General features: G+C 55.5%; 24 protein-coding genes. 3 read left to right on the top strand and 21 right to left on the bottom strand.

Annotated elements, in window-relative coordinates; all coding sequences use genetic code 11:
- Positions 1-11: 11 nt before the first annotated feature.
- From AC07WB_RS15045 to cysG, 13 genes are all read right to left on the bottom strand, one after another.
- On the bottom strand, positions 12-1391 hold the full coding sequence (locus AC07WB_RS15045) for an OprD family outer membrane porin (protein WP_097096264.1): 1380 nt from the start codon (positions 1389-1391) through the stop codon (positions 12-14).
- A gap of 84 nt (positions 1392-1475) precedes the next feature.
- A complete protein-coding gene (locus tag AC07WB_RS15050) occupies positions 1476-2843 on the bottom strand; it encodes a PTS transporter subunit EIIC (RefSeq protein ID WP_494940748.1) in 1368 nt (455 codons plus the stop codon).
- Between the two features lie 31 nt (positions 2844-2874).
- The gene (locus AC07WB_RS15055; protein WP_494940749.1) at positions 2875-3945 is read right to left on the bottom strand and encodes an SIS domain-containing protein; all 1071 of its coding nucleotides are present in this window, start codon (positions 3943-3945) and stop codon (positions 2875-2877) included.
- 159 nt (positions 3946-4104) lie between these two features.
- Complete coding sequence (locus AC07WB_RS15060) at positions 4105-5148, bottom strand: LacI family DNA-binding transcriptional regulator (protein WP_061719934.1); 1044 nt, start codon at positions 5146-5148, stop codon at positions 4105-4107.
- Positions 5149-5163: 15 nt separating this feature from the next.
- Positions 5164-6207 carry a tRNA pseudouridine(13) synthase TruD gene (gene truD, locus AC07WB_RS15065; protein WP_494940750.1) on the bottom strand — a complete coding sequence of 348 codons (1044 nt, stop codon included), beginning with the start codon at positions 6205-6207 and terminating at the stop codon, positions 5164-5166.
- Complete coding sequence (ispF, locus tag AC07WB_RS15070; RefSeq protein WP_097096259.1) at positions 6204-6686, bottom strand: 2-C-methyl-D-erythritol 2,4-cyclodiphosphate synthase; 483 nt, start codon at positions 6684-6686, stop codon at positions 6204-6206. The genes truD and ispF overlap by 4 nt, the downstream gene beginning before the upstream one ends.
- Positions 6686-7402, bottom strand: coding sequence for a 2-C-methyl-D-erythritol 4-phosphate cytidylyltransferase (gene ispD / locus AC07WB_RS15075; RefSeq protein WP_345828513.1), 717 nt, complete (start codon positions 7400-7402; stop codon positions 6686-6688). The genes ispF and ispD overlap by 1 nt, the downstream gene beginning before the upstream one ends.
- Before the next feature lie 3 nt (positions 7403-7405).
- Positions 7406-7723: a cell division protein FtsB gene (ftsB, locus tag AC07WB_RS15080; RefSeq protein WP_013510229.1), complete on the bottom strand. Its 318-nt coding sequence runs from the start codon at positions 7721-7723 to the stop codon at positions 7406-7408.
- Between the two features lie 171 nt (positions 7724-7894).
- A complete protein-coding gene (locus AC07WB_RS15085; RefSeq protein ID WP_097096257.1) occupies positions 7895-8215 on the bottom strand; it encodes a DUF3561 family protein in 321 nt (106 codons plus the stop codon).
- 55 nt (positions 8216-8270) lie between these two features.
- Positions 8271-8876: an adenylyl-sulfate kinase gene (gene cysC / locus AC07WB_RS15090; RefSeq protein WP_494940751.1), complete on the bottom strand. Its 606-nt coding sequence runs from the start codon at positions 8874-8876 to the stop codon at positions 8271-8273.
- Positions 8876-10303 (bottom strand): sulfate adenylyltransferase subunit CysN, encoded by a 1428-nt coding sequence (gene cysN / locus AC07WB_RS15095; protein ID WP_494940752.1) that lies wholly within the window; start codon positions 10301-10303, stop codon positions 8876-8878. The genes cysC and cysN overlap by 1 nt, the downstream gene beginning before the upstream one ends.
- Before the next feature lie 10 nt (positions 10304-10313).
- Positions 10314-11222 (bottom strand): sulfate adenylyltransferase subunit CysD, encoded by a 909-nt coding sequence (gene cysD, locus AC07WB_RS15100; RefSeq protein WP_007893231.1) that lies wholly within the window; start codon positions 11220-11222, stop codon positions 10314-10316.
- A 9-nt stretch (positions 11223-11231) separates the two neighbouring features.
- The gene (cysG, locus tag AC07WB_RS15105) at positions 11232-12647 is read right to left on the bottom strand and encodes a siroheme synthase CysG (RefSeq protein ID WP_494940753.1); all 1416 of its coding nucleotides are present in this window, start codon (positions 12645-12647) and stop codon (positions 11232-11234) included.
- A gap of 248 nt (positions 12648-12895) precedes the next feature.
- On the opposite strand from cysG, the gene AC07WB_RS15110 reads away from it, so the two are divergent.
- Positions 12896-13918 carry an aminopeptidase gene (locus AC07WB_RS15110; RefSeq protein ID WP_097096253.1) on the top strand — a complete coding sequence of 341 codons (1023 nt, stop codon included), beginning with the start codon at positions 12896-12898 and terminating at the stop codon, positions 13916-13918.
- Positions 13919-13927: 9 nt separating this feature from the next.
- Positions 13928-14212 (top strand): YciI family protein, encoded by a 285-nt coding sequence (locus AC07WB_RS15115; RefSeq protein WP_494940754.1) that lies wholly within the window; start codon positions 13928-13930, stop codon positions 14210-14212.
- A gap of 147 nt (positions 14213-14359) precedes the next feature.
- Here AC07WB_RS15115 and AC07WB_RS15120 read toward each other — a convergent pair whose 3' ends face one another.
- From AC07WB_RS15120 to cysJ, 3 genes are read right to left on the bottom strand one after another with little or no spacing between them, the layout of a single operon-like run.
- A complete protein-coding gene (locus AC07WB_RS15120; RefSeq protein WP_494940755.1) occupies positions 14360-15094 on the bottom strand; it encodes a phosphoadenylyl-sulfate reductase in 735 nt (244 codons plus the stop codon).
- The gene (cysI, locus tag AC07WB_RS15125) at positions 15091-16815 is read right to left on the bottom strand and encodes an assimilatory sulfite reductase (NADPH) hemoprotein subunit (RefSeq protein ID WP_097096248.1); all 1725 of its coding nucleotides are present in this window, start codon (positions 16813-16815) and stop codon (positions 15091-15093) included. Before cysI ends, AC07WB_RS15120 begins: the two co-directional genes overlap by 4 nt.
- Positions 16815-18617: an NADPH-dependent assimilatory sulfite reductase flavoprotein subunit gene (gene cysJ, locus AC07WB_RS15130; protein ID WP_345828495.1), complete on the bottom strand. Its 1803-nt coding sequence runs from the start codon at positions 18615-18617 to the stop codon at positions 16815-16817. Before cysJ ends, cysI begins: the two co-directional genes overlap by 1 nt.
- A 298-nt stretch (positions 18618-18915) precedes the next feature.
- Here cysJ and queD point away from each other — a divergent pair, with 298 nt between their 5' ends.
- On the top strand, positions 18916-19275 hold the full coding sequence (gene queD, locus AC07WB_RS15135) for a 6-carboxytetrahydropterin synthase QueD (RefSeq protein WP_097096245.1): 360 nt from the start codon (positions 18916-18918) through the stop codon (positions 19273-19275).
- Between the two features lie 105 nt (positions 19276-19380).
- Here queD and queE read toward each other — a convergent pair whose 3' ends face one another.
- The 5 genes from queE to relA form a co-directional block, all read right to left on the bottom strand.
- Complete coding sequence (gene queE, locus AC07WB_RS15140; RefSeq protein ID WP_494940756.1) at positions 19381-20052, bottom strand: 7-carboxy-7-deazaguanine synthase QueE; 672 nt, start codon at positions 20050-20052, stop codon at positions 19381-19383.
- Between the two features lie 149 nt (positions 20053-20201).
- Positions 20202-21500 (bottom strand): phosphopyruvate hydratase, encoded by a 1299-nt coding sequence (gene eno / locus AC07WB_RS15145; protein WP_097096241.1) that lies wholly within the window; start codon positions 21498-21500, stop codon positions 20202-20204.
- Between the two features lie 75 nt (positions 21501-21575).
- Complete coding sequence (gene pyrG / locus AC07WB_RS15150; protein WP_007891723.1) at positions 21576-23213, bottom strand: glutamine hydrolyzing CTP synthase; 1638 nt, start codon at positions 23211-23213, stop codon at positions 21576-21578.
- A 242-nt stretch (positions 23214-23455) separates the two neighbouring features.
- Entirely contained in the window at positions 23456-24247 is a 792-nt protein-coding gene (mazG, locus tag AC07WB_RS15155) for a nucleoside triphosphate pyrophosphohydrolase (protein ID WP_097096239.1), read from the bottom strand.
- Positions 24248-24342: 95 nt separating this feature from the next.
- Positions 24343-26574 (bottom strand): GTP diphosphokinase, encoded by a 2232-nt coding sequence (relA, locus tag AC07WB_RS15160; RefSeq protein ID WP_097096237.1) that lies wholly within the window; start codon positions 26572-26574, stop codon positions 24343-24345.
- Between the last annotated feature and the right edge of the window lie 13 nt (positions 26575-26587).

A 26587-nucleotide genomic window follows, 5' to 3' on the forward strand; every position in this document is an offset into this window, starting at 1 on the left:
GTCGTGAGTGATTAAAACAGGCTAAAAGGGGCAATCATCAGGAATTTGATGTCCTTTTCGTCCTGGAAAACGTTGCCATAGCCACCACCCCAACTTGGGTTATCGCTATGATTATTGAAGGCGGTGAGATGCAGTTTGAATACGGTGTCTTTAGCCCAGCCAGATTGCACCTGCCAGACCAGATCGCCATTAATGGCGGTTTCGGTCAGGCGCTGGTTCTGTGACCAATCACCACCGCGCGCCGGTTTGCCATCCCAGCCCCAAGCAAAGGAGCCGCCGATGCTAACGCCAGGCCAGACGATATCGCTGAGATCGACCATCATGCCGGCAAACAACGCCTTCTCGCCGTCGGCATTGAAGTCAGAACGCGAGTCCCACCACATATCGATGCGGCCTGCGGAGTTAGGGTAAATCGGTGTCATCGCGACGGTGTAATAGCCCTGTTTACCCGGCGAGTGCACCACACTGCCCTCCAGACGGAACTGATAACGATCCACCTGATACGACAGCGTTAACCCTTGTTGCCAGGCGAATTCATCATAAACATCATGGCGGCCCGTACGATCCTGCGAGCCGTAAAATTGCCAGCTCATGCTCAGCGGATTTTCCCAAAGCGTGGTTTGACGCGCGGCCTTGGCGAAATATTTATCGAGATAGTGCGGTGATTCTCCCCACGCCAGCTCAAGCGTGTTGCCGTTTTTGAAGTCGTATTTGCCGCCTAACGAATGCAAATAGCGAATGCGCGTCTGGCGGTCAATTTCGCGAAACTCGTACATTTTGCGATACCACGGCGCTTTATATTTGTTGGCTCCCATCCATGAAAGCGACAGCGCCCCGGCTGAGCCATAATCATATACAGCTCCGACTTCAACACCCTGATAAGTGCCGGGTAAAAATCCCCACTGCGTACCCAACAACGTCTGGCCGCTCGGCTGGATATAACCGGCACGTAGCCAATAATCACCGGCATTGACCTTCAGCGCTGCACGATAAAGATCGAGGCTATTTTTTTCGCCGACGCCGCGGTCTTCCCACATAGAGGGACCATGGCTAAAGCTAATTTCGTTAGGATGTGCCGGGCTTCCTTCAAACAGATCCCAGGTTCCAAAGGCGGCGATATCAACGCCGACAACGTCCGCCAGATAGCCCGATTGATAATCCAGCGCGCCAGTCAGCGTGCTGTGATGCAAATTGGTTTGATAGTGCTGGTAATGGCTACTATCGGGATTGAGATCTTTGCGTTCGCGATGGCGCTGCCAGTAGTACAGCGTGCCATCTAATTTGCTGTCTTCAATAAAACCTGCGGCTTCAACCGCGGGCGGTGCCGCAAACAACATCAACGTTGCCAACGGCAGCAGCGCCACTTTTTTTCCCTGAAGTAAAGCGTTCATTATATTTCCTTAAGGTGTACGCAACCCTGCGATAGCGGCCGCATACCTATTCCCTGTTGGTCAGTATTTAAAAAATGTTGCGCGTCAGGCGCGGGGCGTCGTCACACTCGGCCGCGTCCAGCGACCATAAATCAGCGTTAGAATGAAGGGGACCAGGAAGGCCACGGCAATTGCCGCCACTTCATAAATCATTTTCGACTCGGGTCCTTCAAACAGACCGAGTTCAAACACGTTCAGTACTGGCAGGAAGCTGTAGGTTTTTACCTGTAGTAGTCCGGTAATGCCGCCGCCCAACGCCGCACCGATGCAGCCGAAGATAAACAACATGCGGAATTTGAGGTTTACGCCGTACAGCGCGGGTTCAGTAATGCCGAAGAAAGCGGAGAGCGAAGCCGAGATGGCAATCTGGCGGTCACGAAGATTACGGGCAATAAAGATCGCGCCGCTCACCGCGCCAAACTGCCCCATCACCGCCGACATGAACATCGCCATGATGGTGTCATAGCCCTGCACCTGAATATTAATCAGCGCGAGGGGGATGATGCCCCAATGCACACCGAATACCACGAACAGCTGGCCAATACCCGCCAGCAGAGCGCCGGAGATCATAGGACTGAGCTGATATAGCCAGCTGTAACCATTGGCGATACCGACCCCCACGTAATCGGCCAGCGGGCCGATGATGGTAAATACCACAAAGCCACAGATAATCAGCGCGAGACACGGCACAAAAACCAGCGCCGCGACGTCCGGAATCCACTGTTTCAGTTTGCGTTCAACTTTGCTCAGCAGCAGGACCGCCAGAATCGCGGGGATCACCGCTCCACCGTAAATTTTCAGGCTGATACTCAAACCAAACAGGGCGAAGTGCTGCGGCAGATCGGGCTGCGTAAGAGGAAATACCATTGCTGCGGTTAGCGCCAGCGCGGTGAAGCGGCTGGCCCCGAAACGATCGGCGGCAGTCACGGCGATAAACAGCGGCAAGAAGACAAATACGCCGCTGGCCAGGGCATTGAACATGGCAAAAAGCAGGTCATCACTGGAAACCAGACCCTGCGTTTGCAGCAGCACCATAACCCCTTTGATGACGCCAATTCCAGCCAGCACGCCGATATAGGGGGTGAAAATAGCGCCAAGCGTCGCCAGCATTTTTCCAGCAAGGCCGCGTTCGTCAGTACCCGGTTTAGCGGGCTCCACTACCGGTGCAGCACCGTGCTGCATGGCCTGATACAGCTGCTCTACCTGCGGGCCTACGACTACCTGCAGTTGTCCTGGTGCATTCACGACGCGAATCACCCCCGGCAAACCGCTAATTGCGGGAATATCGACCTTGGCTATATCGTGAATAGCCAGGCGTAAGCGAGTCGCGCAGTGCGAGATATGGCTGATATTATCGTCGCCGCCGATCTGCTCTTTGATGGCTTGCGCCAGCTTCACGTAATCGAGTTTCATCGTTGTTATCCTTATTACATCGCGCCCGATGTTAGTCGTAATCGCCCGGTTTGGTTTTGCTCTTCATCGACACACCAAAGTCGGTGAAAATACGCTGCGGCAGATTGTTGCCCTTCGCTTCCGCAATGTGGTGCGCCAGGATTTGGAAGGGCACCACCAGCAGCAGCGGCGCGATCCATTCGCTCACTTCTACACCCAGCGCCAGCGTGCGTTCGTCATTGCTTTCGCCCAGGCACAGGCTCCAGACATGAGGCGTCACGCGCTGTTCATAGTCACGTAGCAGGCGCAGACGTTCGCGAACAGGCGCATCAACATCAATAAAGAACAGGCGGTGCTGCGGGTTAATCTCAAAATAGGGGCCGTGCATAAACGCCTCTAGCTCAATTCCCTGCGAAGGCACGCGTACCGTTTCACTGAACTTGGTCTCCATCTCCTTAATCACACCCAATGCTGGACCAAAGCCAATCGAGATAAAACGTGGCGCGGCGGTAAGATCCGCCTGCCAGCGCTGCCAGAAGGTTTCGGTACGCGCAATAATGTCTGGAAGGGCTGCCGCACCGCGCTGCAGCATCGCGAGTTCTTGTTGCTCTTGTTCAGCACTCAAACGGCCGCTCTGGCGAGCGCTATGCAGGCCGATGAGCATCAGCGTCATGATGGTGGCTAAATAGCCTTTCGTAACGTAGCCAACGCGCTCTTCGCCGCTGCGGATCTCCACGGCGTGATCCACCGTCTGAGCGAGAGAACTCGCCATCTTGCTGGTCATTCCCCAGGTTGCCACGCCGTGCTGCTGCTTGAGCGCCTCAATGGCGGCCAACGTTGAAGTGCTTTCACCGCTTTGTGAAATCGCGAAAACCAGATCGGTGGTGGGATCCCACTGCTCGTAATGCTGGAAATGAAACGGCTCCTGTACGCTGATGCGTACGCCCGTTAGCCGTTCAACATAATATTTTGCGCTTAGCGCGGCGTTAATGCTGGAGCCTGTGGCAAGCACCAGCACCGATTTTGCAGCGCCAAGCGCGGGCAAACCTTCTGGATAGTTCGCTAGCAGGTTGCTCAGCACCTCAGGCTGCTGGTGGATGTAAGTCATCATGGTGGGTTTCATTGCCGCTCCTTAAACCGATTTCCTGAAAAAACCTGAAAACGTTTTCAGGTTGCAGGCAAACTTATTTAATGGCGCAGATTAAGTCAACGAGATGATCGACAAAATGCGATCGCGCTAACAAAGCGCGGATCGCTGGGAATTAAAGGAGCGCGTAAAGAATCAGGCGGATTCGCCGGCGATCAGCGCCGGTAGCGGCGGTGCAGTTCGACGCGCCTCATCGGCTAAGATCCCGTCGAGTTGGGCCATCATCATAGTGATGATGTTCTGCCCAAGAAGCGGATTTTGATGATCGACGCTGGTGATGCGGGGAATGAAGAATTCACTACCGGGAAAGCGCTCGCAGCTGATCACGGCAACCTGTTGAGGCACCTGAATGGCGCGATCGTTGAGGGCGCGAATGGCCCCCATCGCCACACGATCGTTGATAGCCACCAGCGCCTGCGGCGGCTGAGGCAAATCCCATAGCGTTTCAACTGCTTGATAACCGTGCTGCGGATAGAAGTTATTCAGGCAAATCCACGCCTCGCACGGCGTAACGCCCCCCTGTTCAAGAGCGCGACGAAAATGGCTGACGCGTTCGCGCGTAACCCATACTTTGCGCGACCCGCCGATAAAGGCGATATCACGCAGACCACGCGACAGCAAATGATTAACCGCCAGCTCGACACAGTGTTGGTGGTCGCGCATCACGCACGGCCAGAGATTATCCGGATGAGGTTGCCCCACCACCACCACCGCCATTTTGCTCATCAGCGTGTCCAGCATCGCCAGATAGCTCGGAGGAATAGGCGCATAGTCGCTATGACCACCCAACACGATCACGCCATCAATTTGGCTATCAATAATTGATTGAAAAATAGCGCTTTCGTCGCCTGAAGCGTCCTGACTGCGGTTGGCGGACTGCGTATCGTAAAGCGTAATTTTATAGCCGATGGCCAGGCAGGCTTGCTGAATCTGCGCCACCAGCGTAACGAAGTAGGGGTTGGTGATATCGGAAACGATGACAGCCAGAGTGTAACTCTGGCGCGAAATCATGCCGCGCGCCATCAGGTTAGGACTGAACTGATGCTCAGCAATCACTTTATCGACGCGCGCGCGCGTCTTTTCTGAAACCCACGCATGCTTATTGAGCACGCGCGAGACGGTAGTAATGGAAACACCGGCGAGCAGCGCAATATCCTTAATAGTGAGATTTTTGCTCATGATTGCCGAATGAGCCTATTCATCGCCAATCGGCGCTGCCGCACCGTTGCTCAGCAGCTCACGTACGACGCTGGTAGCAAAGCTTCCGGCGGGTAGCCAAAACTGCATCTCCAGCGTGACATCATCCCACCAGCTCCAGCGCAGATCTTTTGGTACCACGAGCATGGCGCGACGTGCCGCATCAACGCGTTCGCGATCCAGCAAAGCCAGCAGATCGGATGCGGTCGCCAGCTGTTCCTGTTCGAACGCCAGCACCTCACCCTGGGTCCCTAATTCCCCGCGTCCGGCCAGTGGCGCGGTGATACGCAGCTCATGGTTCGCAACGCGCTGTTGCAGCGACGGCAGCTCTTCAGCTTGCGCGACAAACCAACTGCCGCGACCGGCCAGCTGCAGTGCATCGCCTACCTGTACGCGATCGAGGGAACCTTCGCTTACCAGTCGCGCGCTGGTGAGCTGGTTGAACAGCTGGCTGCGCGTAGCGGAGAGTAAAATGCCTTTCATACTGCGATCGCGCGGGCGGAATTTACCCTCAGCCCACAATTTCGCCTGCGTCAGGTTGTTACCACCGCGACCAAAGCGCTGCTCGCCAAAATAGTTCGGCACGCCGTGCTGTTGGATTTGCTGCAGGCGCGTTTCAACGTCGCTGCGATCGGAAATCTGGCGCACGATTAACCGAAAGGCGTTGCCTGCCAGCGCGCCGGTGCGCAGTTTGCGTTTGTGACGGATCACCTGCAGAATTTCGACGCCCTCCAGCTGAAAACCGGCCAGATTGGGCATCGCATTGCCCGGCACGCGGAAGCACAGCGTCTGCTCGGTGACGGCATGACGATCTTTCATGCCGGCATAGCTGAGATCGCGTACCGGCACCTTAAGAAATTTAGCGATAGCTTCGGCGACAAAGCGGGTGTTGCAGCCAATTTTACGAATGCGAACTAAAAGCTGCTCCCCTTCGCCATCGAACGGATAGCCAAGATCTTCAATCACGACAAAATCTTCGGGATTGGCTTTAATCACGCCGCTGGCATTGGGGACGCCGTGCAGGTAACGCAGCTCACTCATGCCCGATCGGCCTTAATCAGCAGCGCAACCGCCTCACAGGCAATGCCCTCACCGCGACCGGTAAAGCCGAGCTTTTCTGTGGTCGTCGCTTTAACGTTAACTTCATCCATGTGACAACCGAGATCTTCGGCGATATTGACACGCATTTGCGGCACGTGTGGCAGCATTTTGGGGGCCTGCGCAATAATCGTCACATCAACGTTGCCGATGCGGTAGCCTTTCTGCTGGATACGACGCCAGGCTTCGCGCAGCAGGCCGCGGCTGTCCGCGCCCTTAAACGCCGGATCGGTATCGGGGAATAACTTGCCAATATCGCCCATCGCCACGGCGCCGAGCAAGGCGTCCGTCAACGCATGCAGCGCCACATCGCCATCGGAATGGGCGATAAAACCGTGTTCGAAGGGAATACGCACCCCACCAATCACTAACGGACCTTCGCCGCCAAAAGCGTGAACGTCAAAACCGTGACCGATACGCATCATGCGCTCTCCTGTAACTGAATCTGGGTAAGATAGAAGGCCGCCAGCGCCAGATCTTCTGGCCGCGTCACCTTAATATTGTCACTGCGCCCGCTCACCAACTCAGGATGATAACCGCAATACTCCAGCGCTGACGCTTCATCAGTAATGGTAGCGCCTTCATGGAGTGCGCGCGTCAGGCAAGCGGTGAGCAGTTGATGCGGGAAAAATTGGGGTGTTAACGCATGCCATAAATCTTCGCGATCCACGGTATGCGCAATGGCGTTTTTGCCCGGTTCGCCGCGTTTCATGGTGTCGCGTACCGGCGCGGCTAAAATCCCGCCCACCTTGCTGTATTCACGTATTGCCAGCAGGCGCGCTAAATCGTCAGGATGCAAACACGGACGCGCAGCGTCGTGTACCAGCACCCATTCGTGATGCTGAATGGCGTTTAAACCCGCCAGCACCGATTCGGCGCGCGTGTCGCCACCCGTCACTCTGACAATTCGTGAATCCTGCGCCAGCGGCAGCGAATCAAACCAGCCGTCGTCGTTACTGACCGGCACAATGACCTGTTTAACCGCCGGATGAGCCAGAAGCCGTGCGACGCTATGTTCAAGAAGGGTGAATTGACCAATGGTCAGATACTGTTTTGGGCAGGCAGCCTGCATACGGCTGCCCACACCTGCGGCGGGCACCACGGCAATCACATCCGCAAGGATCGGGCGCTGGTTCATGGCTTATCGTTGTTGGTTTTGCGCAGCTTGTTGCGCGTTACGTTTGTTCTGGTCTGGCACCAGACGATAGAAAGTCTCACCGGGCTTAATCATGCCCAGTTCATTGCGTGCGCGTTCCTCGATCGCTTCAGAGCCGCCATTGAGATCGTCAATTTCGGCAAACAGCTGATCGTTACGCGCTTTAAGTTTGGCGTTATTCGCCTGTTGTGACGCCACGTCATCGTTGACGCGCGTATAGTCATGAATACCGTTCTTACCCAGCCACAGGGAATATTGGAGCCATCCCAGCAGCACGAGTAGCAGTAACGTCAGTTTTCCCATCCCCGCCCCCTGAAAAACGGCCCAATCATCCCATAACTTGACGCAGGACTCCACTGCGGCGGCGAAAATGCTGCGTACCCGCGATGATCCGGGCAAATAATGACAGAGAGAGGCGCGAGACGGCAGGTAAAGTTTTGTAACCAGCCGATGCGTTTGCACATCAGGTGCGGGTTACCAACCTGAAAGAAATGAGAACAGCAGCCAGAACAGGCACACCACCACCATCGCCGTGGCGATACCGCTCCAGAATAAGTGGGTGCGGAAAGTCAGGCTCAGCACGATGCCAATCAGCACCGAAACCGGTAATAGCGCGAGGAAGAAGGGCCAGGTGTAGAGGAAGAAGAACAGCGTGTTGGAGCCGTAGAGCAAGAACGGAATCGCCAGCGCGCACCAGTACGAGAGAAAGCCAATCACGCCGCCCGGCAGCGATGAGCGAGGCTCATCTGGGGTGCGTTCATCTTTACGGGCTAGCATGGGCGTTACGTTCTGCATAGAGATCCTGTTGACGCTAAGCGCGGCAAACCCAAGAGGATTCGCCGCTGTCGATTCAGGATTTGATGATATCGCGGTGACGCAGCAGGTCTAACAATTGGCCGGTCAGTTTTGTAACCAATTGTTCGCCATCAAGATGGATTTCAGGAGCTTCTGGCGCTTCATACACGCTGTCGATACCGGTGAAATTACGCAGCTCACCAGCACGGGCTTTTTTGTAGAGACCTTTGGGATCGCGCGCTTCGCATACTGCTAATGGTGTATCGACAAACACCTCAACGAACTGCCCTTCGCCCAGCAGATCGCGCACCATTTGACGCTCGGCACGATGCGGCGAGATAAAGGCGGTCAACACCACTAAACCGGCATCGACCATTAATTTCGCCACTTCGCCCACGCGGCGGATGTTCTCTTTACGATCGTCATCGCTAAAACCAAGGTCACGGCACAGGCCGTGACGCACGTTGTCGCCATCCAGCAGGTAAGTATTCACCCCGGCGCGATGCAGCGCCTGCTCCAGCGCGCCGGCCACGGTGGATTTGCCCGAGCCGGAAAGTCCGGTGAACCACAGCACCACGCCTTGATGGCCATGCTGCTGTTCACGCTCCTCACGCGTTACCGGATGATCGTGCCACACCACGTTTTCATCGTGCTGCGCCATTACTTACCGCCCAGCAGATCGCGTGCGTTCCAGTGCGGGAAGTGACGACGCACCAGCGCATTCAGCTCCAGCTCGAAATCGCTGAACTGACCTGCTTGCGTACGCACATCGCTAAGCGGCTGATTGATCATCCCCGCGCCGACCGTGACGTTGCTCAGGCGATCGATAAAGATCATGCCGCCGGTGACCGGATTCTGACGATAGGCATCCAGCACCATCGGTTCGTCAAAGGTCAGTTCCACCAGGCCGATGCCGTTGAGCGGCAGGCTATCAACCGTGCGTTTCTCTAGCGAGTTAATCTCCACCTGATGAATCACTTTCTCCACGCGCGCACGGGTTTTCTTCCCGGCGATCTTCACTTCATAGCTTTGATCCGGCTGCAGTGGCTGCTCGGCCATCCACACCACGTCCACCGTGGCGGATTGCACCGCTTGCAGATCGGCAGCGGCATCTACCAGCAGATCGCCACGGCTGATGTCGATCTCATCTTTCAGCACCAGCGTAATGGCTTCACCGGCGCCCGCTTCAGGCAAGTCGCCATCGAAGGTGACGATGCGTGAAATGGTGGATTCCACGCCTGATGGCAGCACTTTCACGCGCTGGCCCACTTTCACCACGCCAGATGCCAGCGTACCGGCATAACCGCGGAAATCGAGGTTGGGACGATTGACATACTGCACCGGGAAACGCATCGGCTGATGATCCACCACGCGGTTCAGTTCCACGGTTTCCAGTACGTCGAGCAGCGTTGGGCCGCTGTACCACGGCATGGTCACGCTCGGCGTCGCCACGTTGTCGCCTTCCAGCGCCGACATCGGCACAAAGCGAATATCGAGATCGTCCGGCAACTGCGCGGCGAAATCGAGGTAATCCTGTTTGATTTGTTCGAAGGTCTCTTGCTTATACTCCACCAGATCCATCTTGTTGATGGCGACCACCAGATGTTTGATGCCCAGCAGCGTGGAGATAAAACTGTGACGGCGCGTCTGATCCAGCACGCCTTTACGCGCATCGATCAGCAGGATCGCTAAATCGCAGGTCGAGGCGCCCGTCGCCATATTGCGCGTGTACTGTTCGTGTCCCGGCGTGTCGGCAATGATAAATTTGCGCTTCTCGGTGGAGAAGTAGCGGTATGCCACATCAATAGTGATGCCCTGCTCGCGCTCGGCCTGCAAACCATCGACCAACAAGGCGAGGTCAAGCTTCTCGCCTTGGGTACCGTGACGTTTGCTGTCGTTGTGCAGCGAGGAAAGCTGATCTTCATAAATTTGACGCGTGTCGTGCAGCAGGCGACCAATCAGCGTACTTTTGCCGTCGTCGACGCTACCACAGGTGAGGAAACGCAGCAGGCTTTTGTGTTGTTGCGCGGTCAGCCAGGCTTCTACGCCGCCCTGATCGGCAATCTGTTGTGCAATAACGGTATTCATCTGCGTCTCCTTAGAAATAACCCTGACGTTTTTTCATTTCCATCGAACCGGCCTGGTCGCGGTCAATCACGCGCCCCTGGCGTTCACTGGTGGTGGAGACCAGCATCTCTTCAATAATTTCCGGCAGCGTCTGCGCTTCGGATTCCACCGCGCCGGTTAACGGCCAGCAGCCGAGGGTACGGAAACGCACCATACGCTGTTTGATCACTTCGCCGGGCTGCAGATCGATACGGTCGTCATCGATCATCATCAGCATACCGTCACGCTCCAGCACCGGGCGCGGCGCAGCAAGGTACAGCGGCACGATTTCGATATTTTCCAGGAAGATGTACTGCCAGATATCCAGCTCGGTCCAGTTGGAGAGCGGGAACACGCGAATACTTTCGCCTTTGTTAATCTGGCCGTTGTAGTTGTGCCACAGCTCCGGGCGCTGGTTTTTCGGGTCCCAGCGGTGGAAGCGATCGCGGAACGAGTAGATACGCTCTTTAGCGCGCGACTTCTCTTCGTCACGACGTGCGCCGCCAAAGGCCGCATCGAAGCCATATTTATTCAGCGCCTGCTTCAGGCCTTCGGTTTTCATGATGTCGGTATGCTTGGCACTGCCGTGTACGAAGGGATTTATGCCCATCGCCACCCCTTCCGGGTTGCGGTGCACCAGCAGCTCCGCACCCATCGCTTTTACGGTGCGATCGCGGAACTCGTACATTTCACGGAACTTCCAGCCGGTATCAACATGCAGCAGCGGAAATGGCAGCGTGCCTGGATAGAAGGCTTTGCGTGCCAGATGCAGCATTACCGAGGAGTCTTTGCCGATGGAGTACATCATCACCGGATTACTGAACTCGGCCGCCACCTCGCGGATGATATGGATACTCTCTGCCTCCAGCTGGCGCAGATGAGTAAGACGATTTTGGTCCATAATTTTTCCTCAAGCCAAATTGACAACGGCGGACTCGCGAGTCCCCTGCTGTGCCGAATGTTGGAACCAGGCCAATTGCCCGTGCAAATTCACTACTTCGCCAATCACTAACAGTGCGGGCGTGGGCGCGGCGGCTGCCAGCGACTCCAGTTGATCTAATGTCCCGGTCAGCACCTGCTGATCCTGACGCGTGCCGCGACCAATCACCGCCACCGGCGTGGAGGCCGCGCGCCCATGTTCGATAAGCCCGGCGGCGATTTCCGCTGCTTTCACCGTGCCCATGTAAATCGCTAAGGTTTGCCGTGCGCGCGCCAGCGACGGCCAATCAATGCCGTCCCCCTCCGCGCGGCAGTGGCCGGTAATAAACAACACGCTCTGCGCGTAGTCGCGATGAGTGAGCGGGATACCGGCATAGGCGGTTGCGCCCGCTGCCGCAGTGATGCCGGGCACCACCTGGAAGGGAATCCCGGCGGCCTGCGCGGCCTGCAGCTCTTCGCCGCCGCGACCAAAAATAAACGGATCGCCACCTTTCAGACGCACCACGCGTTTACCCTGCTGCGCCAGGCTCACCAACAGCTGATTGGTCTCTTCCTGCGGCACCGAATGCGCACCGGCGCGTTTGCCGACGCAGATGCGATCGGCATCGCGGCGCACCAGCTCTAACACCTCGTCGCTGACCAGATGGTCATACAGCACCACATCAGCCAGCTGCATCACCTGTAAGCCACGCAGCGTCAGCAACCCGCTGTCGCCTGGACCGGCGCCAACCAGCGTAATTTCGCCCTGGTTATCGCTGTCGTTATCCAGTTCGCGATCCAGCGTACGACGCGCTTCGTTCACATTGCCCGCCGCCATCTGGCTGGCGAACAGCCCGTTAAAGGCGCGCTCCCAAAAACGACGACGTTCAGACATGCGGTGATAGCGCTGCTTCACTTTGTCGCGCCACTGCCCCGCCACTTCGGCCATCTGCCCAAGGTTGGCAGGCAACAACGCCTCAATCTTTTCACGCAGCAGACGGGCCAGCACCGGCGCGGTGCCGCTGGAGGAGATCGCAACCACCAGCGGCGAGCGATCGACAATCGATGGGAAGATAAAGCTGCATTTCGGCTGATCGTCCACCACGTTCACCAGCTTGTGGCGCGCGTTGGCGGCTTCAAATACCTGGGCATTGAGCGCGTTGTCATCGGTAGCGGCAATCACGAGGAACACGCCGTCCAGCTGGGCCGGATCGAAGCTGTGGGCGATCCATTCAATCGCCTTAATCTCCAGCAACGCCTGCAGTTCATGGCCGAGATCGCGCGCCGCGACCAGCACGCGCGCGCCGGCGCGCCGCAGCAGCTCAATTTTGCGCGCAGCAATGTCGCCACCGCCGACAACCAGCACCGGACGGCTTTTGAGATCGGCAAAGAGAGGCAGATAATCCACGTTAACCTTGCTAGTTTTACAATAAGTTAACGCGACTATACGTCCCGCCCTTCCGGCAGATGAAATTACGAATTGGAATGAGTAGTTACCGAATGGAATAACGACCCAGGATTACTGATAACATTTTGTGCTTAACAAATGATATTGCTGGTGTTTCGGAGCAAATCAAATTGTGCAAGCTTCGTCACAGTTTCATACTATCTCGGAATTTTTTTAGCATGACGGGATGTCAGAAAAGGATAATAACTATGTTTGCCACTCTCCGCCGCAGCGTGCTGGCTGCACTGATTGCGGGCGGTTTGCCTTTCTTTGTTCAGGCAGCGAATCCCCTCGCGCCGGGACACTTTGCAGAACAGCAGCTACGCCATATCGCCACCTATTTTCCTGGCCGCATGAGCGGCAGTCCGGCCGAATTGCTGACCGCCGATTATTTACAGCAGCAGTTTGACCAGCTCGGTTATCAGAGCAACACCCGCCAGTTCAACACCCGCTATGAATGGGTGGAGAAAAAGGGTGAGAGCCGCACCCATAAAGTCACCGCCACGTCGGTGATTGCCGCACGTGCCGGGGAAGTGCCGCAGGAGATCCTGATCGTTACCCACCTGGATACCTGGACACCGCTCAGCCGCCATGAGGCCGATAACAATCTCGGCGGCCTGCGTTTGCAGGGCGTGGATGACAATGCATCCGGCCTTGGCGTGATGCTGGAGCTGGCGCAGGCGCTAAGCAAAACCCCGCTACACTATGGCGTGCGCTTTGTGGCGCTGAGCGCCGGTGAGGCGGGCCTGCACGGCATGGATGATTACCTGGCGCGCATGAGCGCGCAGGAGAAGAAGAACACGCTGTTGGTGGTTGATCTCAATAGCCTGATTGTAGGCGATCATCTCTACTTTAATAGCGGCATCAATACGCCGTCGGCGGTGCGCAAGCAAACCAGCGCGCGCGCGGTGCAGATCGCACGTCGTTATGGTATTTCCGCCGCCAGCCATATTATGACCGCACGTGATTATCCGGGCGTGAATCCGTTTGATAAAGCCGGTATGCCGTTAATGGATGTCACCGCCGCAAACTGGACGCTGGGCAACAAAGATGGACAGCAGCAGCGTGCGCGTTCCAGCCATTTTCCGGAAGGCAACGTGCGCCATCAAACCGATCGCGATAACCTCAACTATCTCGATCGCTGGCTGCCAGGCCGTATTACCCAACGCACGCGCGATAGCGTAAAGATTTTGCTGCCGCTGCTGACCGAGCTCGCCAATCCGACAACCTAAGGATTCACTATGTACTTGGTATATCTGAACTATTTTCGTCCGGTAGAAGAAGTCGAAGCGTTGCTGGCACCGCATATCGAGTGGCTGGACCGCTATTTCGCCAATGGCGTGTTTATCGCGGCGGGACGTAAAGAGCCGCGCACCGGCGGCGTGATCCTGGCTAAGGATATCGATCGCGCCCGGTTGGATACCATCCTGGCGGAAGATCCGTTTGTCGCGGTGGCGCATTATGAGGTGACGAAGGTGAATGTGACGCGGGCGGCGGAGGAGTTTGCGGGGTTGCAGGGGGTTTAGGTTGGGTGCGATTTTTCCCTCATCCTAACCTTCTCCCGCAAGCGGGAGAAGGAACTGTTTAGGTGGTGCTGCGTATTAAATCTTCGCTCGATTGGCTCCCTCGCCCGCTTGCGGGAGAGGGCTGGGGTGAGGGGAAAAACGACCTAATCACCCTTCATGCAACCCGCACTCGCGCTTCAGGCCGAAGAAACGCGTCTCTTCTTCTGCCATGCCCGGCTCCCATTTTTTAGTGGTGTGCGTATCGCCGACTGACAGATACCCTTCATCCCACAGCGGATGGTATTTCAGTCCGTGCTGCTTCAGATACTGGTGCACCTGGCGGTTATCCCAATCAATGATCGGCAGAATTTTCAACACGCCGCGCTGCACCGCCAACACTGGCAAACTGGCGCGACTGCCCGATTGATCGCGGCGCAGGCCAGCAAACCAGGTTTGCGCCCCCAGCGTTTCCAGCGCGCGGTTCATCGGCTCGACTTTATTAATCTGGTTGTACTGCTCAATCCCTTCGACTCCCTGCTCCCACAGTTTGCCGTAACGCGCTTCCTGCCACGCCGCGGAGGTCTCCGCGCGGAAGATCTGCAGGTTGAGATTGAGCTTGTCCGTCAGCTCATCAATAAAGCGATAGGTTTCCGGGAACAGATAGCCGGTATCGGTCAGGATCACCGGGATGTCCGGTTTTTGCTGCGTTACCATATGCAGCAAAACCGCCGCCTGAATGCCAAAGCTGGATGACAGTACAAATGCACCCGGCAGATGTTCCAGCGCCCAGCTGACGCGCTCTTCGGCCGAGCGCTTCTCCAGCTGCACGTTGCTCTCTGCCAACGCCATAATGCGATCCACTTTTGATGAACCATTCAATGCTGCGAGATCGAGTACCGTCATACTGCCTCCGAGTCCCAAAAATCACGGGCGGGATCAACCACGGCTTTAATGATGCCTGCACGAATCACAAAGTCACCGAAACCTTCATCGGCCTGACGCTCGGTTGCCCAGCGCGCCACCAGTTCATCGATACTGGCGAGGATTTCGCCTTCGTTGATATTCTCGCGATACATGCGCGGAATACGCGTACCCACGCGGTTGCCGCCAATATGTAAGTTGTATCGACCCGGCGCTTTACCCACCAGACCCAACTCCGCCAGCAAAGCACGTCCGCAACCGTTCGGGCAACCGGTAACGCGTAGCACTATGTGCTCTTCACCCACGCCATGCTTATGCATGATCTCTTCCACCTTGGTGACGAACGACGGCAGGAAGCGCTCGGCCTCGGCCATGGCCAGCGGACAGGTCGGGAACGCCACGCACGCCATTGAGTTTTCACGTTGCGCCGTCACGGCTTCCATCAAACCGTGTTCACGGGCGATGGCTTCAATCTGTGCTTTTTGCTTCTCGGGTACGCCAGCCACAATCAGGTTCTGATTAGCAGTCAGACGGAAATCACCCTGATGAACTTTGGCGATTTCGGCGATACCGCGTTTCAGCGGGCGGCCCGGATAATCCAGCAGACGCCCGTTCTCGATGAACAGCGTCAGGTGCCATTTTTTATCAATGCCTTTCACCCAGCCGATGCGGTCGCCGCGCGTGGTGAACGTATAGGGGCGGATTGGCTCAAAGGTAATACCGGCACGTTTTTCCACTTCAGCTTTAAACGTTTCGACGCCGACACGTTCTAGCGTGTATTTGGTTTTGGCATTTTTACGATCGGTACGATTACCCCAATCACGCTGGGTGGTGACAACTGCGGCCGCTACATCAAGCACCTTTTCCAGCGGCAGGAAACCGAATTCACTGGCGGTGCGCGCATAGGTGGCTTTGTTACCGTGATCGATCGACAAACCACCGCCGACCAGCAGGTTAAAACCAATCAGCTTGCCCTGCTCGGCGATAGCGATGAAGTTCATGTCATTGGCATGCAGATCGACATCGTTATGCGGCGGCACCACTACCGTGGTTTTGAATTTTCGCGGCAGATAGGTTTCACCCAGAATCGGTTCTTGATCGGTGGTGGCGACTTTCTCTTTATCCCACCAGATCTCAGCATAAGCACGGGTTTGCGGCAGCAGATGTTCAGAGAGCTTCTTCGCCCACTCGTACGCTTCCTGATGCAGTTCTGACTCAACCGGATTTGAAGTGCACAGCACGTTACGGTTTACATCGTTCGCCGTTGCCAGCGCATCCAGTCCGACTTCGTGCAGCATCTGGTGCGTCGGTTTCACGTTCTTCTTCAGAATGCCGTGAAACTGGAAGGTTTGGCGGTTGGTTAAACGAATGCTGCCGTAAATGGTTTTATCGGTGGCGAACTTATCAATCGCCAGCCACTGCGTTGGCGTGATGATGCCGCCCGGCAGACGGCAGCGCAGCATCATGGCGTGACGCGGCTCAAGCTTCTGCGCGGCGCGCTCGGCACGGATGTCGCGGTCATCCTGCTGATACATGCCGTGGAAACGGATTAGCAGGAAGTTATCACCAGTGAAACCGCCGGTCAGGCCATCGTCGAGATCGTCGAGGATGGTACCGCGCAGATAGTTGCTCTGTTTTTTTAGACGCTCAGCGTCGACCAGCTTGCCTTCAACGACCAGCGGTCCAGGATGTTTTTCGCTCATTAGTAAACGTCTCGCTGATAACGGCGCTCAATGCGCAGCTCACTCAAAAATTCGTCAGCCGTTTCACGATCCATGCCGCCGTGTTCGACCACCACATCCAGTAATGCTTGCTCAACGTCTTTCGCCATGCGATTAGCATCGCCGCAGACGTAAAGGTGCGCGCCCTCTTCAATCCAGCGCCACACTTCCGCGCCTTTCGCACGGATTCTATCTTGTACGTAAACTTTCTCGGCCTGATCGCGCGACCATGCCAGATCGATATTTGTCAGCAAGCCATCTTTGACGTACTTCTGCCACTCCACCTGATAGAGGAAATCATCGGTGAAGTGCGGGTTGCCAAAGAACAGCCAGTTTTTGCCGCCTGCGCCATCGTTATCACGCTGCTGCATAAAGGCGCGGAACGGCGCGATGCCGGTGCCCGGGCCAATCATTATCACCGGGGTTTCCGGATTTGCCGGCAGGCGGAAATTGTCGTTATGCTCGATGAAGACGCGGATTTCGCCCTCTTCTTCAATGCGATCCGCCAGCCAGGTGGATGCCCCGCCGCCGCGCTGACGACCATCGATCTCAAAGCGCACCGCACCCACGGTGATATGCACTTCGCTTTCGGTTTCCGCTTGCGAAGAGGCGATGGAGTAAAGGCGCGGCGTCAGCGGACGCAGCAGACCGGTAAGTTGTTCTGCATTCAATTCAGTAGGTGCCTGACGCACCATATCGACAATCGGGAAACTCTGCGCATAGCTCTGCAACTTCGGCTTGTCGCCGGCCAGCGCCAGCAGCGCATCGTTGCGTGACAAGGCAGCATACTGCTCGACAATTTGCGGCGTGTTCACCGTCAATTCGAAATGTTTTTGCAGCGCTTCAGTCAGCGGCAGCGTTGTGCCCTGCACCTCAACCGGCTCGTCACCTTTCAGCCACACCAGCTGCAGCAGTTCCTGCACCAGCTCGACATCGTTTTCAAACCACACCCCGAGCGCATCGCCCGGCTGATAGCGCAGGCCCGAATCGCCAAGGTCGATTTCGATGTGACGCACATCTTTATCTGAATCACGGCCAGTGATTTTCTGGTTAGCGGCAAAGCTGGCGGTTAATGGCGCTTCTTTAGTATAGGGGCTGCTGTCGACTTCATTGACGGCGCCCGCCGCGGTGACGGCCGCCTGCGCTGGCGACTCACTTGGCACGCGGGCTTTGAGAATCTCAGTAATCTGCTGACGCCAGGCACTGGCCTGCTCTTTGTATTCAACATCGGCATCCACGCGATCCAGCAGGCGCTCTGCGCCCAGCTCAGCCAGACGTTCATCAAAATCTTTTCCGGCTTTGCTGAAAAATTCATAAGAGGTATCGCCAAGGCCGAAGACGGCAAAGGCAGTGCCTGCGAACTTCGGCGCTTTCTTCGATAGCAGGAACTTATGCAGCGCGACGGCCTCTTCCGGCGGCTCGCCTTCGCCCTGCGTGGACGTCACGACCACCAGCAGCTTTTCCTGGCCAATTTGCTTGAATTTATAATCGCCGGCATTCACCAGGTTAACGCTCAGCTTCGCGGCCAATAGGTCATCGCGCAGCTGCTCAGCGAGGCGACGTGCGTTACCGGTCTGCGAGGCGGAGATCAGCGTGATGGTCGGTGCTTCTGACTGAATCGGCGCGGGGGCGGCAGCCGCACCCGGCGTTTGGTTGACCATGCCCCAAAAGTAGCCAGAGAGCCAGGCCATCTGCGTGGTGTTGAAATCCGTGGTCGCCGCCTGTAAGCGCGCGAGTTGCTCCGGTGAAAGCGGAAGCAGTGAACCTGGTGCCTGAGTCGTCATTGCGTTAAAAATTCCAGTGTCAGAAGTCCGGATCAATATGTTGCGGAAGAGTGCGTAGGTTACCGGGCTGTATATTAACGATTAAATACGCCTTCGACATATTAAATAACCAAAATGACTAAGTGGTTTTTCGGGTAAAGTTAACCAGCAAAAGTGGTAAATGAAGGCGATACGATTCAATGAGTTAATTAGGCGTTTTTCGCGGTGCGCCAGCGTAAAATGCCCTTTTCACGGCGAGCGGGTGCGAAAAATCTGCATTTCAGGTAGACTTCAGCGGTTTTTAAGTCTGAGAGCCATTATGTCTACCACCTTATTTAAAGAGTTCCAGTTTGAATCTGCACATCGTCTGCCACATGTGCCGGAAGGCCACAAGTGTGGACGCTTGCACGGCCATTCGTTCCTGGTGCGATTAGAAATTACCGGCGAAGTGGATGCGCATACCGGTTGGGTAATGGATTTTGCCGAACTCAAGGCGGCATTTAAGCCTCTATATGAACGTCTCGATCATCACTATCTGAATGACATTCCGGGACTGGAGAATCCTACCAGCGAAGTGCTGGCCAAGTGGATTTGGGATCAAATGAAGCCGCTTCTGCCCGAGTTGAGTGCGGTGATGATTAAAGAGACCTGTACCGCAGGTTGCGTGTATCGCGGTTGAGGTCAGTGAAGCAGTAACCGTTGAGTGAGGTCGCCATGAATGGCGACCCTACGTTTACAGAGCTGGGTTTTTCGTAGGGTGCGCATTCATGCGTACCGTGCCGACTCAGGCAATATTCAGATATTTGTGCGTCTGCATTGAAAGCCGCCAGTTACGGGCGATACAGGTTTCAATACACAGTTTGGTGGCAGCATCACCGCGACTGATCGGCTGTAGCGCCACAATGCGCTTTTTATCGTCGTGCAATCCTGCCAGCAACGCATCCAGCGCTTCGACGTCACGCTCACGCGCTACCGGATGTTTAATTTCATCCGCACGTTGTAGCGCCTGCGGCAGCAAATCGTAACCACCGCGCATATTCACCTTTGGTGAAACCGTCACCCAGGTCGCCTCTGAACACTGCACTTCATGCGTGCCGCTGGTTTCGATCTGGCACGCAAATCCCGCCACTTCTAACGCTTCCGTCAATGGACGCAGGTCGAAAATCGCCGGTTCACCGCCGGTAATCACGACATGACGTGCGGTCCAGCCTTGACGCTGGATAGTGTCGAGAAGCATCGCGGCATCGGCGCTGCCCCACGCATCGCTCTCCACGGTCTTCACCAAAATATCACCCAGCGAGGTCTCCCGATCCGCCCGCTTTTCCCAGGTATGTTTGGTATCACACCAGCTACAGCCCACCGGACATCCTTGTAAGCGGATGAACAGCGCCGGAACACCGGTGTAAAAACCTTCGCCCTGCAGCGTCTGGAACATTTCGTTAATCGGGTAGAACATTTTTCACTCACATCTAAAATTTGAGGCGCAGATTATGGCAGATCTTGCGCGCCGAGTAACAGCTGCTTCGTGCCAAATAAAAGCAAAAGCCCCGCACAAGGCGGGGCTTCATTCGGACGATGCTGCCCGCAGGCAGCATACTCAGGCGATTATGCCTGGCCTTTAACTTCTTTCAGACCGTTAAACGGTGCTTTTTCGCCCAGCGCTTCTTCGATACGAATCAGCTGGTTGTACTTAGCAACGCGGTCAGAACGGCTCATAGAACCGGTTTTGATCTGGCCAGCCGCAGTACCTACCGCCAGGTCAGCGATGGTGGCGTCTTCGGTTTCACCTGAACGGTGTGAAATCACCGCGGTGTAGCCAGCATCTTTCGCCATCTTGATTGCAGCCAGGGTTTCGGTCAGTGAACCGATCTGGTTGAATTTGATCAGGATGGAGTTAGCGATACCTTTATCGATACCTTCTTTCAGGATCTTGGTGTTGGTTACGAACAGATCGTCACCAACCAGCTGGATTTTGTCGCCCAGCACTTTGGTCTGGTATGCGAAACCAGCCCAGTCAGATTCGTCCAGACCATCTTCGATAGAAACGATTGGGTACTGTTTGGTCAGGTCTTCCAGGAAGTGCGTGAACTCTTCTGAAGTGAAGGCTTTGTTGCCTTCGCCAGCCAGCACATATTTGCCGTCTTTGTAGAATTCAGATGCTGCGCAGTCCATCGCCAGAGTGATGTCTTTGCCCAGCTCATAGCCCGCTGCTTTTACCGCTTCAGCGATAACAGCCAGTGCTTCGGCGTTAGAACCCAGGTTTGGTGCATAGCCACCTTCGTCACCGACTGCGGTGTTCATGCCTTTAGACTTCAGCACTTTCGCCAGGTGATGGAACACTTCAGAACCCATACGCACGGCTTCTTTCAGGGTTTTCGCGCCAACCGGCTGAATCATGAACTCCTGAATGTCGACGTTGTTATCCGCATGCTCACCACCGTTGATGATGTTCATCATTGGCAATGGCATAGAGAATTTGCCCGGAGTGCCGTTCAGGTCAGCGATGTGTGCATACAGCGGCAGGCCTTTAGAGGCAGCAGCAGCTTTAGCAGCAGCCAGTGAAACCGCCAGAATGGCGTTTGCACCGAAGTTAGATTTGTTCTCAGTACCGTCCAGCTCGATCATGATCTTATCGATGTTCGCCTGGTCTTTCGCGTCTTTGCCTTTTACCGCTTCAGCAATCGGACCATTAACCGCAGCAACAGCTTTGGTTACGCCTTTGCCCAGGAAACGAGATTTGTCACCGTCACGCAGCTCCAGTGCTTCACGAGAACCGGTAGATGCACCTGATGGCGCAGCAGCCAGACCAACGAAACCGCCTTCCAGATGCACTTCTGCTTCAACAGTTGGGTTGCCACGGGAGTCGATGATTTCGCGACCGATGACTTTTACGATTTTGGACATTCGATTTTCCTCAGTACAAGTTAGTCAATCCTAAGACAAACAACGCGCGAAAAGTTCGCGCGCTGCTCGTGAAACTTACTTCGCTAAACGCTTCTGGTGCTCCTGCGCGGCTTTTACAAAGCCAGCGAACAGCGGATGACCATCACGCGGGGTCGATGTGAATTCCGGGTGGAACTGACAGGCAACAAACCACGGGTGATTCGGGATCTCAATGATCTCAACCAGCTGATCGTCGCCGGAACGACCGGCAATATGCAGACCCGCCGCTTCAATCGGCTTCAACAGCATATTGTTTACTTCGTAACGATGACGGTGGCGTTCGGTAATGATTTCAGAACCGTACAACTGACGCACCTTGCTTTCCGGCGTCAACTGGCACTGCTGGCTGCCTAGACGCATGGTGCCGCCCAGATCGCTCTGCTCAGTACGCTGCTCCACGTTGCCCTCTTCGTCACGCCATTCGGTGATAAGCGCCACCACCGGATACTTACAGTCTGGCACAAATTCAGTAGAGTTCGCGCCTTCCATACCGGCAACGTTGCGGGCAAATTCCATCAGCGCAACCTGCATACCCAGGCAAATACCGAGATAAGGCACATTGTTCTCACGGGCGTATTGCGCCGTCATCATTTTGCCTTCCACACCGCGGTAGCCGAAGCCGCCAGGGATCAGAATAGCATCAAGATCTTTCAGTAATTCGACACCGCGCGTTTCCACATCCTGCGAGTCGATCAGCTTGATATTCACGGTCACGCGATTTTTCAGGCCGCCGTGTTTCAACGCTTCAATCACCGATTTGTACGCATCCGGCAGTTCGACATATTTGCCGACCATACCGATGGTCACTTCGCCACCCGGATTAGCTTCTTCGTAGATAACCTGTTCCCATTCGGCCAGGTTCGCTTCCGGCGCGTTCAGATTGAAACGCTTGCAGATGTAATCATCCAGACCTTGCGACTTCAGCATGCCTGGAATTTTGTAGATGGAATCCACATCTTTCAGGGAAATAACCGCTTTTTCCGGCACGTTACAGAACAGCGCGATTTTAGCGCGTTCGTTGGCAGGCACCGCACGGTCCGAACGGCAGATCAGCACATCTGGCTGAATCCCGATCGACAACAGCTCTTTCACTGAATGCTGGGTTGGCTTGGTTTTCACTTCGCCTGCGGCCGCCATATAGGGCACCAGCGTCAGGTGCATATACATGGTGTGTTCACGACCGACATCGACCGCCATCTGGCGAATCGCTTCGAGGAACGGCAGAGATTCGATATCACCCACGGTACCGCCGATCTCAACCAGAACGACGTCATGACCTTCGCCACCTTCAATAATGCGTTCTTTGATGGCATTAGTGATGTGCGGGATGACCTGAATCGTGGCGCCCAGATAGTCGCCGCGACGCTCTTTGCGCAGCACTTCTGAGTAGATACGACCGGTAGTAAAGTTATTGCGGCGCGACATTTTGGTACGGATGAAGCGCTCGTAGTGACCTAAATCCAGATCGGTTTCGGCCCCATCATCGGTAACAAACACTTCACCGTGCTGCGTAGGGCTCATGGTACCCGGATCGACGTTGATGTACGGATCGAGTTTCATGATGGTCACATTCAGACCACGTGCTTCAAGGATGGCTGCGAGGGAGGCTGCGGCAATGCCTTTCCCCAGAGAGGAAACGACCCCGCCGGTCACAAAAATATAATTCGTTGTCATGCTGAACCTGAGAGTTTAGGTTTAAAGACGGTGGAATAACCAAGACGGGAAAATAGTATACCCGAAGTCGTCTTAAGCCACAATTGATGAATCACACCATCCTCCTACGCATGTAGGCCGGTAACATAGCGGATAGCGGGGGGTGAAATGTTGATGTACGTCACAAAGTCACCGCAAAGCTGAATCGAGTAAGCTCAAGCGGTGAAATTATGCGCAGTGCTGGAATAATCACCAGATTACGCTTAACCTTTGTTCTCGCTAACTTTAACCTGCTGCCAGGCCTCTTCCATCTGAGCCAAAGTTGCATCGCTCATCGCTAACCCTTGCGATGCGATAATTGACTCAACCTGGCGGAAGCGGCGCTCAAACTTATCGTTAGCTTTCTGCAAAGCAACTTCCGCTTTGCTGCCTAAATGGCGCGACAAATTGACGGTGGCGAAGAGTAAATCGCCGATTTCCTCTTCCAGCTTGTCTTTATCGACCACCGCTTGCTGCGCTTCATGCATCACTTCATCAATCTCTTCATGCACTTTATCCAGCACCGGGCCGAGATTGTTCCAGTCGAAACCGACCGTGCTGCAACGCTTCTGAATTTTGTGCGCGCGCATTAAGGCAGGCAACGCTTTGGGAATGTCATCTAAAACTGAATGCTGCGATTTTTCCGCGCGTTCACTGTGTTTGATCGCTTCCCAGTTTTTCAGCACGTCTTCGCTGGTTTCGGCCTGAACGTCGCCAAAAATGTGCGGATGACGCCGCTCAAGTTTGTCACTGATGGCATTGCAGATGTCGTCGAAATTAAAGCGCTGCTGCTCATCGGCCATTTGAGCGTAGAACACCACCTGAAACAGCAGATCGCCGAGTTCACCGCGTAAATCATCAAAATCCTCGCGCTGAATGGCATCGATGACTTCGTAGGTTTCTTCCAGCGTGTAAGGCGCGATCGAGGAGAAAGTTTGCTGACGATCCCACGGGCAGCCACGTTGCGGATCGCGCAGGGTTTGCATGATGGTGAGCAGGCGGTTTAACGGGGTCATGAAGGGATCCTTTGGGGCTGCTATGTAAAAAGGTCGCCATAAATGGCGACCCTACGGCGTAATTTGTAGGGTCGCCATTCATGGCGACCTGGAAATCAATGCAAACGGCGCGCGTCAATAATATCCGGCACCTGATTAAGACGCGCCAGCACGCGGCCGAGCACCTGCTGGTTATAGATCTCAATATCCATATCGATGGTGGCAAGCTGCTTTTTGGTATCGCTGCGGCTGGAAACGCCCAGTACATTGACCTTTTCGTTAGCCAGAATCGTGGTGATGTCACGCAGCAGACCGCTGCGATCGTTGGCGGTGACGCGCACCACCAGCGAGTAACCGCTGGAGTAATCTTCGCCCCACACGGCATCAACGATACGTTCCGGCGCGTGGGAAATGAGTTCGGTTAACTGGTCGCAATCCGCGCGGTGAATCGAGATGCCGCGACCTTGCGTGATAAAGCCCACGATATCATCACCGGGAATCGGCTGGCAGCAGCGTGCGATGTGGTGCAGTAGATTGCCCACGCCTTCCACCACCACGCGTCCGCTCTCTTTGCGTGAAGACGATGCATGCGACTTCTGCGTCAGCTGGCGCAGCGCTTCGCGATCTTCCTCTTCCGCACTCGGCTTGTTGAGCTTGCCCTGCAGGAAGTTCACCATCTGATTGAGGCGAATATCACCGCCGCCAATCATCGCCAGCAATTCATCCTGCGAGCTGACGTTATAGCGCGGCAGCAGCAGTTTCTCGGCCTCGCGCATGCTGATATCCATCTGATTCAGCTCGCTTTCGAGGATCTGACGGCCGGCAATAATATTTTTGTCACGATCCTGCTTACGGAACCAGGCGTGAATTTTCGAACGGCCGCGGCTGGTAGTGATATAGCCGAGGTTCGGATTCAGCCAGTCGCGGCTTGGATTTGGCTGCTTTTGGGTGATGACTTCAATCTGATCGCCCATCTGCAGCTGATAGGTGAACGGTACGATGCGTCCGCTGATCTTAGCGCCAATGCAGCGGTGGCCGATATCGCTATGAATATGGTAGGCGAAATCGAGCGGCGTTGAGCCCGCTGGCAGATCGACCACGTCGCCTTTCGGCGTAAACACGTACACGCGATCGTCAAACACCTGGCTGCGCACCTCTTCCAGCATCTCGCCAGAATCGGCCATCTCTTCCTGCCAGGTAATCAGCTTACGCAGCCAGGCAATGCGCTCTTCGTGTCCCGCCGCGCCGCGCGCGTTGCTGGTGGTCGGTCCTTCTTTGTACTTCCAGTGCGCCGCTACGCCCAGTTCCGCATCTTCGTGCATTTGACGCGTACGAATCTGGATTTCAACCGTTTTGCCCTGCGGGCCCAGCACCACGGTATGAATGGATTGATAGCCGTTGGGTTTCGGATTAGCGACGTAATCGTCAAACTCACTCGGCAAATGGCGGTACAGCGTGTGCACCGTTCCCAGCGCGCCGTAGCAATCCTGCAGACGCTCAGCGACAATACGCACCGCGCGTACGTCAAACAGTTCATCAAACGCTAATGACTTCTTCTGCATCTTGCGCCAGATGCTGTAGATGTGTTTCGGGCGGCCGTACACTTCTGCTCGCACGCCCTCTTTCTGCATTTCTGCGCGCAGGTTCTCAACGAAGCTCTCAATATACCCTTCGCGGTCGATACGGCGCTCATGCAGCAATTTAGCGATGCGCTTATATTCATCGGGGTGCAGATAGCGGAAGCAGTAGTCTTCCAGCTCCCATTTGAGCTGACCGATACCCAGGCGATTGGCCAGCGGCGCGTAGATATTGGTGCTCTCTTTCGCCGCAAGCACGCGCTCATCTTCAGGCGCATCTTTCATTTCACGCAGATGCGCAATGCGTTCGGCGAGCTTGATGACCACGCAGCGGAAATCTTCCACCATCGCCAGCAGCATACGGCGGACATTATCCACCTGCTCAGAGGCCATCGAATCGTTATGAATCGCTTTCAGCTGGCGAATGGCATCCATATCGCGTACGCCGTGCACCAGCATGACAATGCCTTTGCCGAACGCTTGCTCCAGATCCTCTTCGCTCACCACATCGGCATTGGCTAACGGAAACAGCAGCGCAGCGCGCAGGCTATCAATGTCCATGCTGAGCATGGTGAGGATTTCCACCATCTCAATGCCACGCCACAGCAGCAGAGCCTGATCAGGATGGTTGTGCGTTTCGGCTTCACAGTAGCGCCACGCATCCGCCAGTCGCTGGCAAGATTGCGGATTGTTGATACTTAAACTGGCGATCCACTGGTCAAGGGCAAACTCACCCGCCGTATTTAAATGCGCACTTCTAACCGCAACCATATCCTCTCCTGCC

The organism is Pantoea sp. GW821-FHT03E06 (genome assembly GCF_059420725.1).

Bases quoted from the DNA above. Each gene is read 5' to 3' on its own strand.
- ftsB (WP_013510229.1), bottom strand. From the start codon at position 7,723: ATGGGAAAACTGACGTTACTGCTACTCGTGCTGCTGGGATGGCTCCAA.
- cysD (WP_007893231.1), bottom strand. From the start codon at position 11,222: ATGGACCAAAATCGTCTTACTCATCTGCGCCAGCTGGAGGCAGAGAGT.
- relA (WP_097096237.1), bottom strand. From the start codon at position 26,574: ATGGTTGCGGTTAGAAGTGCGCATTTAAATACGGCGGGTGAGTTTGCC.
- cysN (WP_494940752.1), bottom strand. From the start codon at position 10,303: ATGAATACCGTTATTGCACAACAGATTGCCGATCAGGGCGGCGTAGAA.
- mazG (WP_097096239.1), bottom strand. From the start codon at position 24,247: ATGACCCCGTTAAACCGCCTGCTCACCATCATGCAAACCCTGCGCGAT.
- ispD (WP_345828513.1), bottom strand. From the start codon at position 7,402: ATGAACCAGCGCCCGATCCTTGCGGATGTGATTGCCGTGGTGCCCGCC.
- AC07WB_RS15045 (WP_097096264.1), bottom strand. From the start codon at position 1,391: ATGAACGCTTTACTTCAGGGAAAAAAAGTGGCGCTGCTGCCGTTGGCA.
- truD (WP_494940750.1), bottom strand. From the start codon at position 6,207: ATGAGTGAGCTGCGTTACCTGCACGGCGTCCCCAATGCCAGCGGCGTG.
- ispF (WP_097096259.1), bottom strand. From the start codon at position 6,686: ATGCGTATCGGTCACGGTTTTGACGTTCACGCTTTTGGCGGCGAAGGT.
- cysI (WP_097096248.1), bottom strand. From the start codon at position 16,815: ATGAGCGAAAAACATCCTGGACCGCTGGTCGTTGAAGGCAAGCTGGTC.
- queE (WP_494940756.1), bottom strand. From the start codon at position 20,052: ATGTTCTACCCGATTAACGAAATGTTCCAGACGCTGCAGGGCGAAGGT.
- queD (WP_097096245.1), top strand. From the start codon at position 18,916: ATGTCTACCACCTTATTTAAAGAGTTCCAGTTTGAATCTGCACATCGT.
- AC07WB_RS15050 (WP_494940748.1), bottom strand. From the start codon at position 2,843: ATGAAACTCGATTACGTGAAGCTGGCGCAAGCCATCAAAGAGCAGATC.
- eno (WP_097096241.1), bottom strand. From the start codon at position 21,500: ATGTCCAAAATCGTAAAAGTCATCGGTCGCGAAATCATCGACTCCCGT.
- AC07WB_RS15110 (WP_097096253.1), top strand. From the start codon at position 12,896: ATGTTTGCCACTCTCCGCCGCAGCGTGCTGGCTGCACTGATTGCGGGC.
- pyrG (WP_007891723.1), bottom strand. From the start codon at position 23,213: ATGACAACGAATTATATTTTTGTGACCGGCGGGGTCGTTTCCTCTCTG.
- cysJ (WP_345828495.1), bottom strand. From the start codon at position 18,617: ATGACGACTCAGGCACCAGGTTCACTGCTTCCGCTTTCACCGGAGCAA.
- AC07WB_RS15115 (WP_494940754.1), top strand. From the start codon at position 13,928: ATGTACTTGGTATATCTGAACTATTTTCGTCCGGTAGAAGAAGTCGAA.
- cysC (WP_494940751.1), bottom strand. From the start codon at position 8,876: ATGGCGCAGCACGATGAAAACGTGGTGTGGCACGATCATCCGGTAACG.
- AC07WB_RS15085 (WP_097096257.1), bottom strand. From the start codon at position 8,215: ATGCAGAACGTAACGCCCATGCTAGCCCGTAAAGATGAACGCACCCCA.
- AC07WB_RS15120 (WP_494940755.1), bottom strand. From the start codon at position 15,094: ATGACGGTACTCGATCTCGCAGCATTGAATGGTTCATCAAAAGTGGAT.
- AC07WB_RS15055 (WP_494940749.1), bottom strand. From the start codon at position 3,945: ATGAAACCCACCATGATGACTTACATCCACCAGCAGCCTGAGGTGCTG.
- AC07WB_RS15060 (WP_061719934.1), bottom strand. From the start codon at position 5,148: ATGAGCAAAAATCTCACTATTAAGGATATTGCGCTGCTCGCCGGTGTT.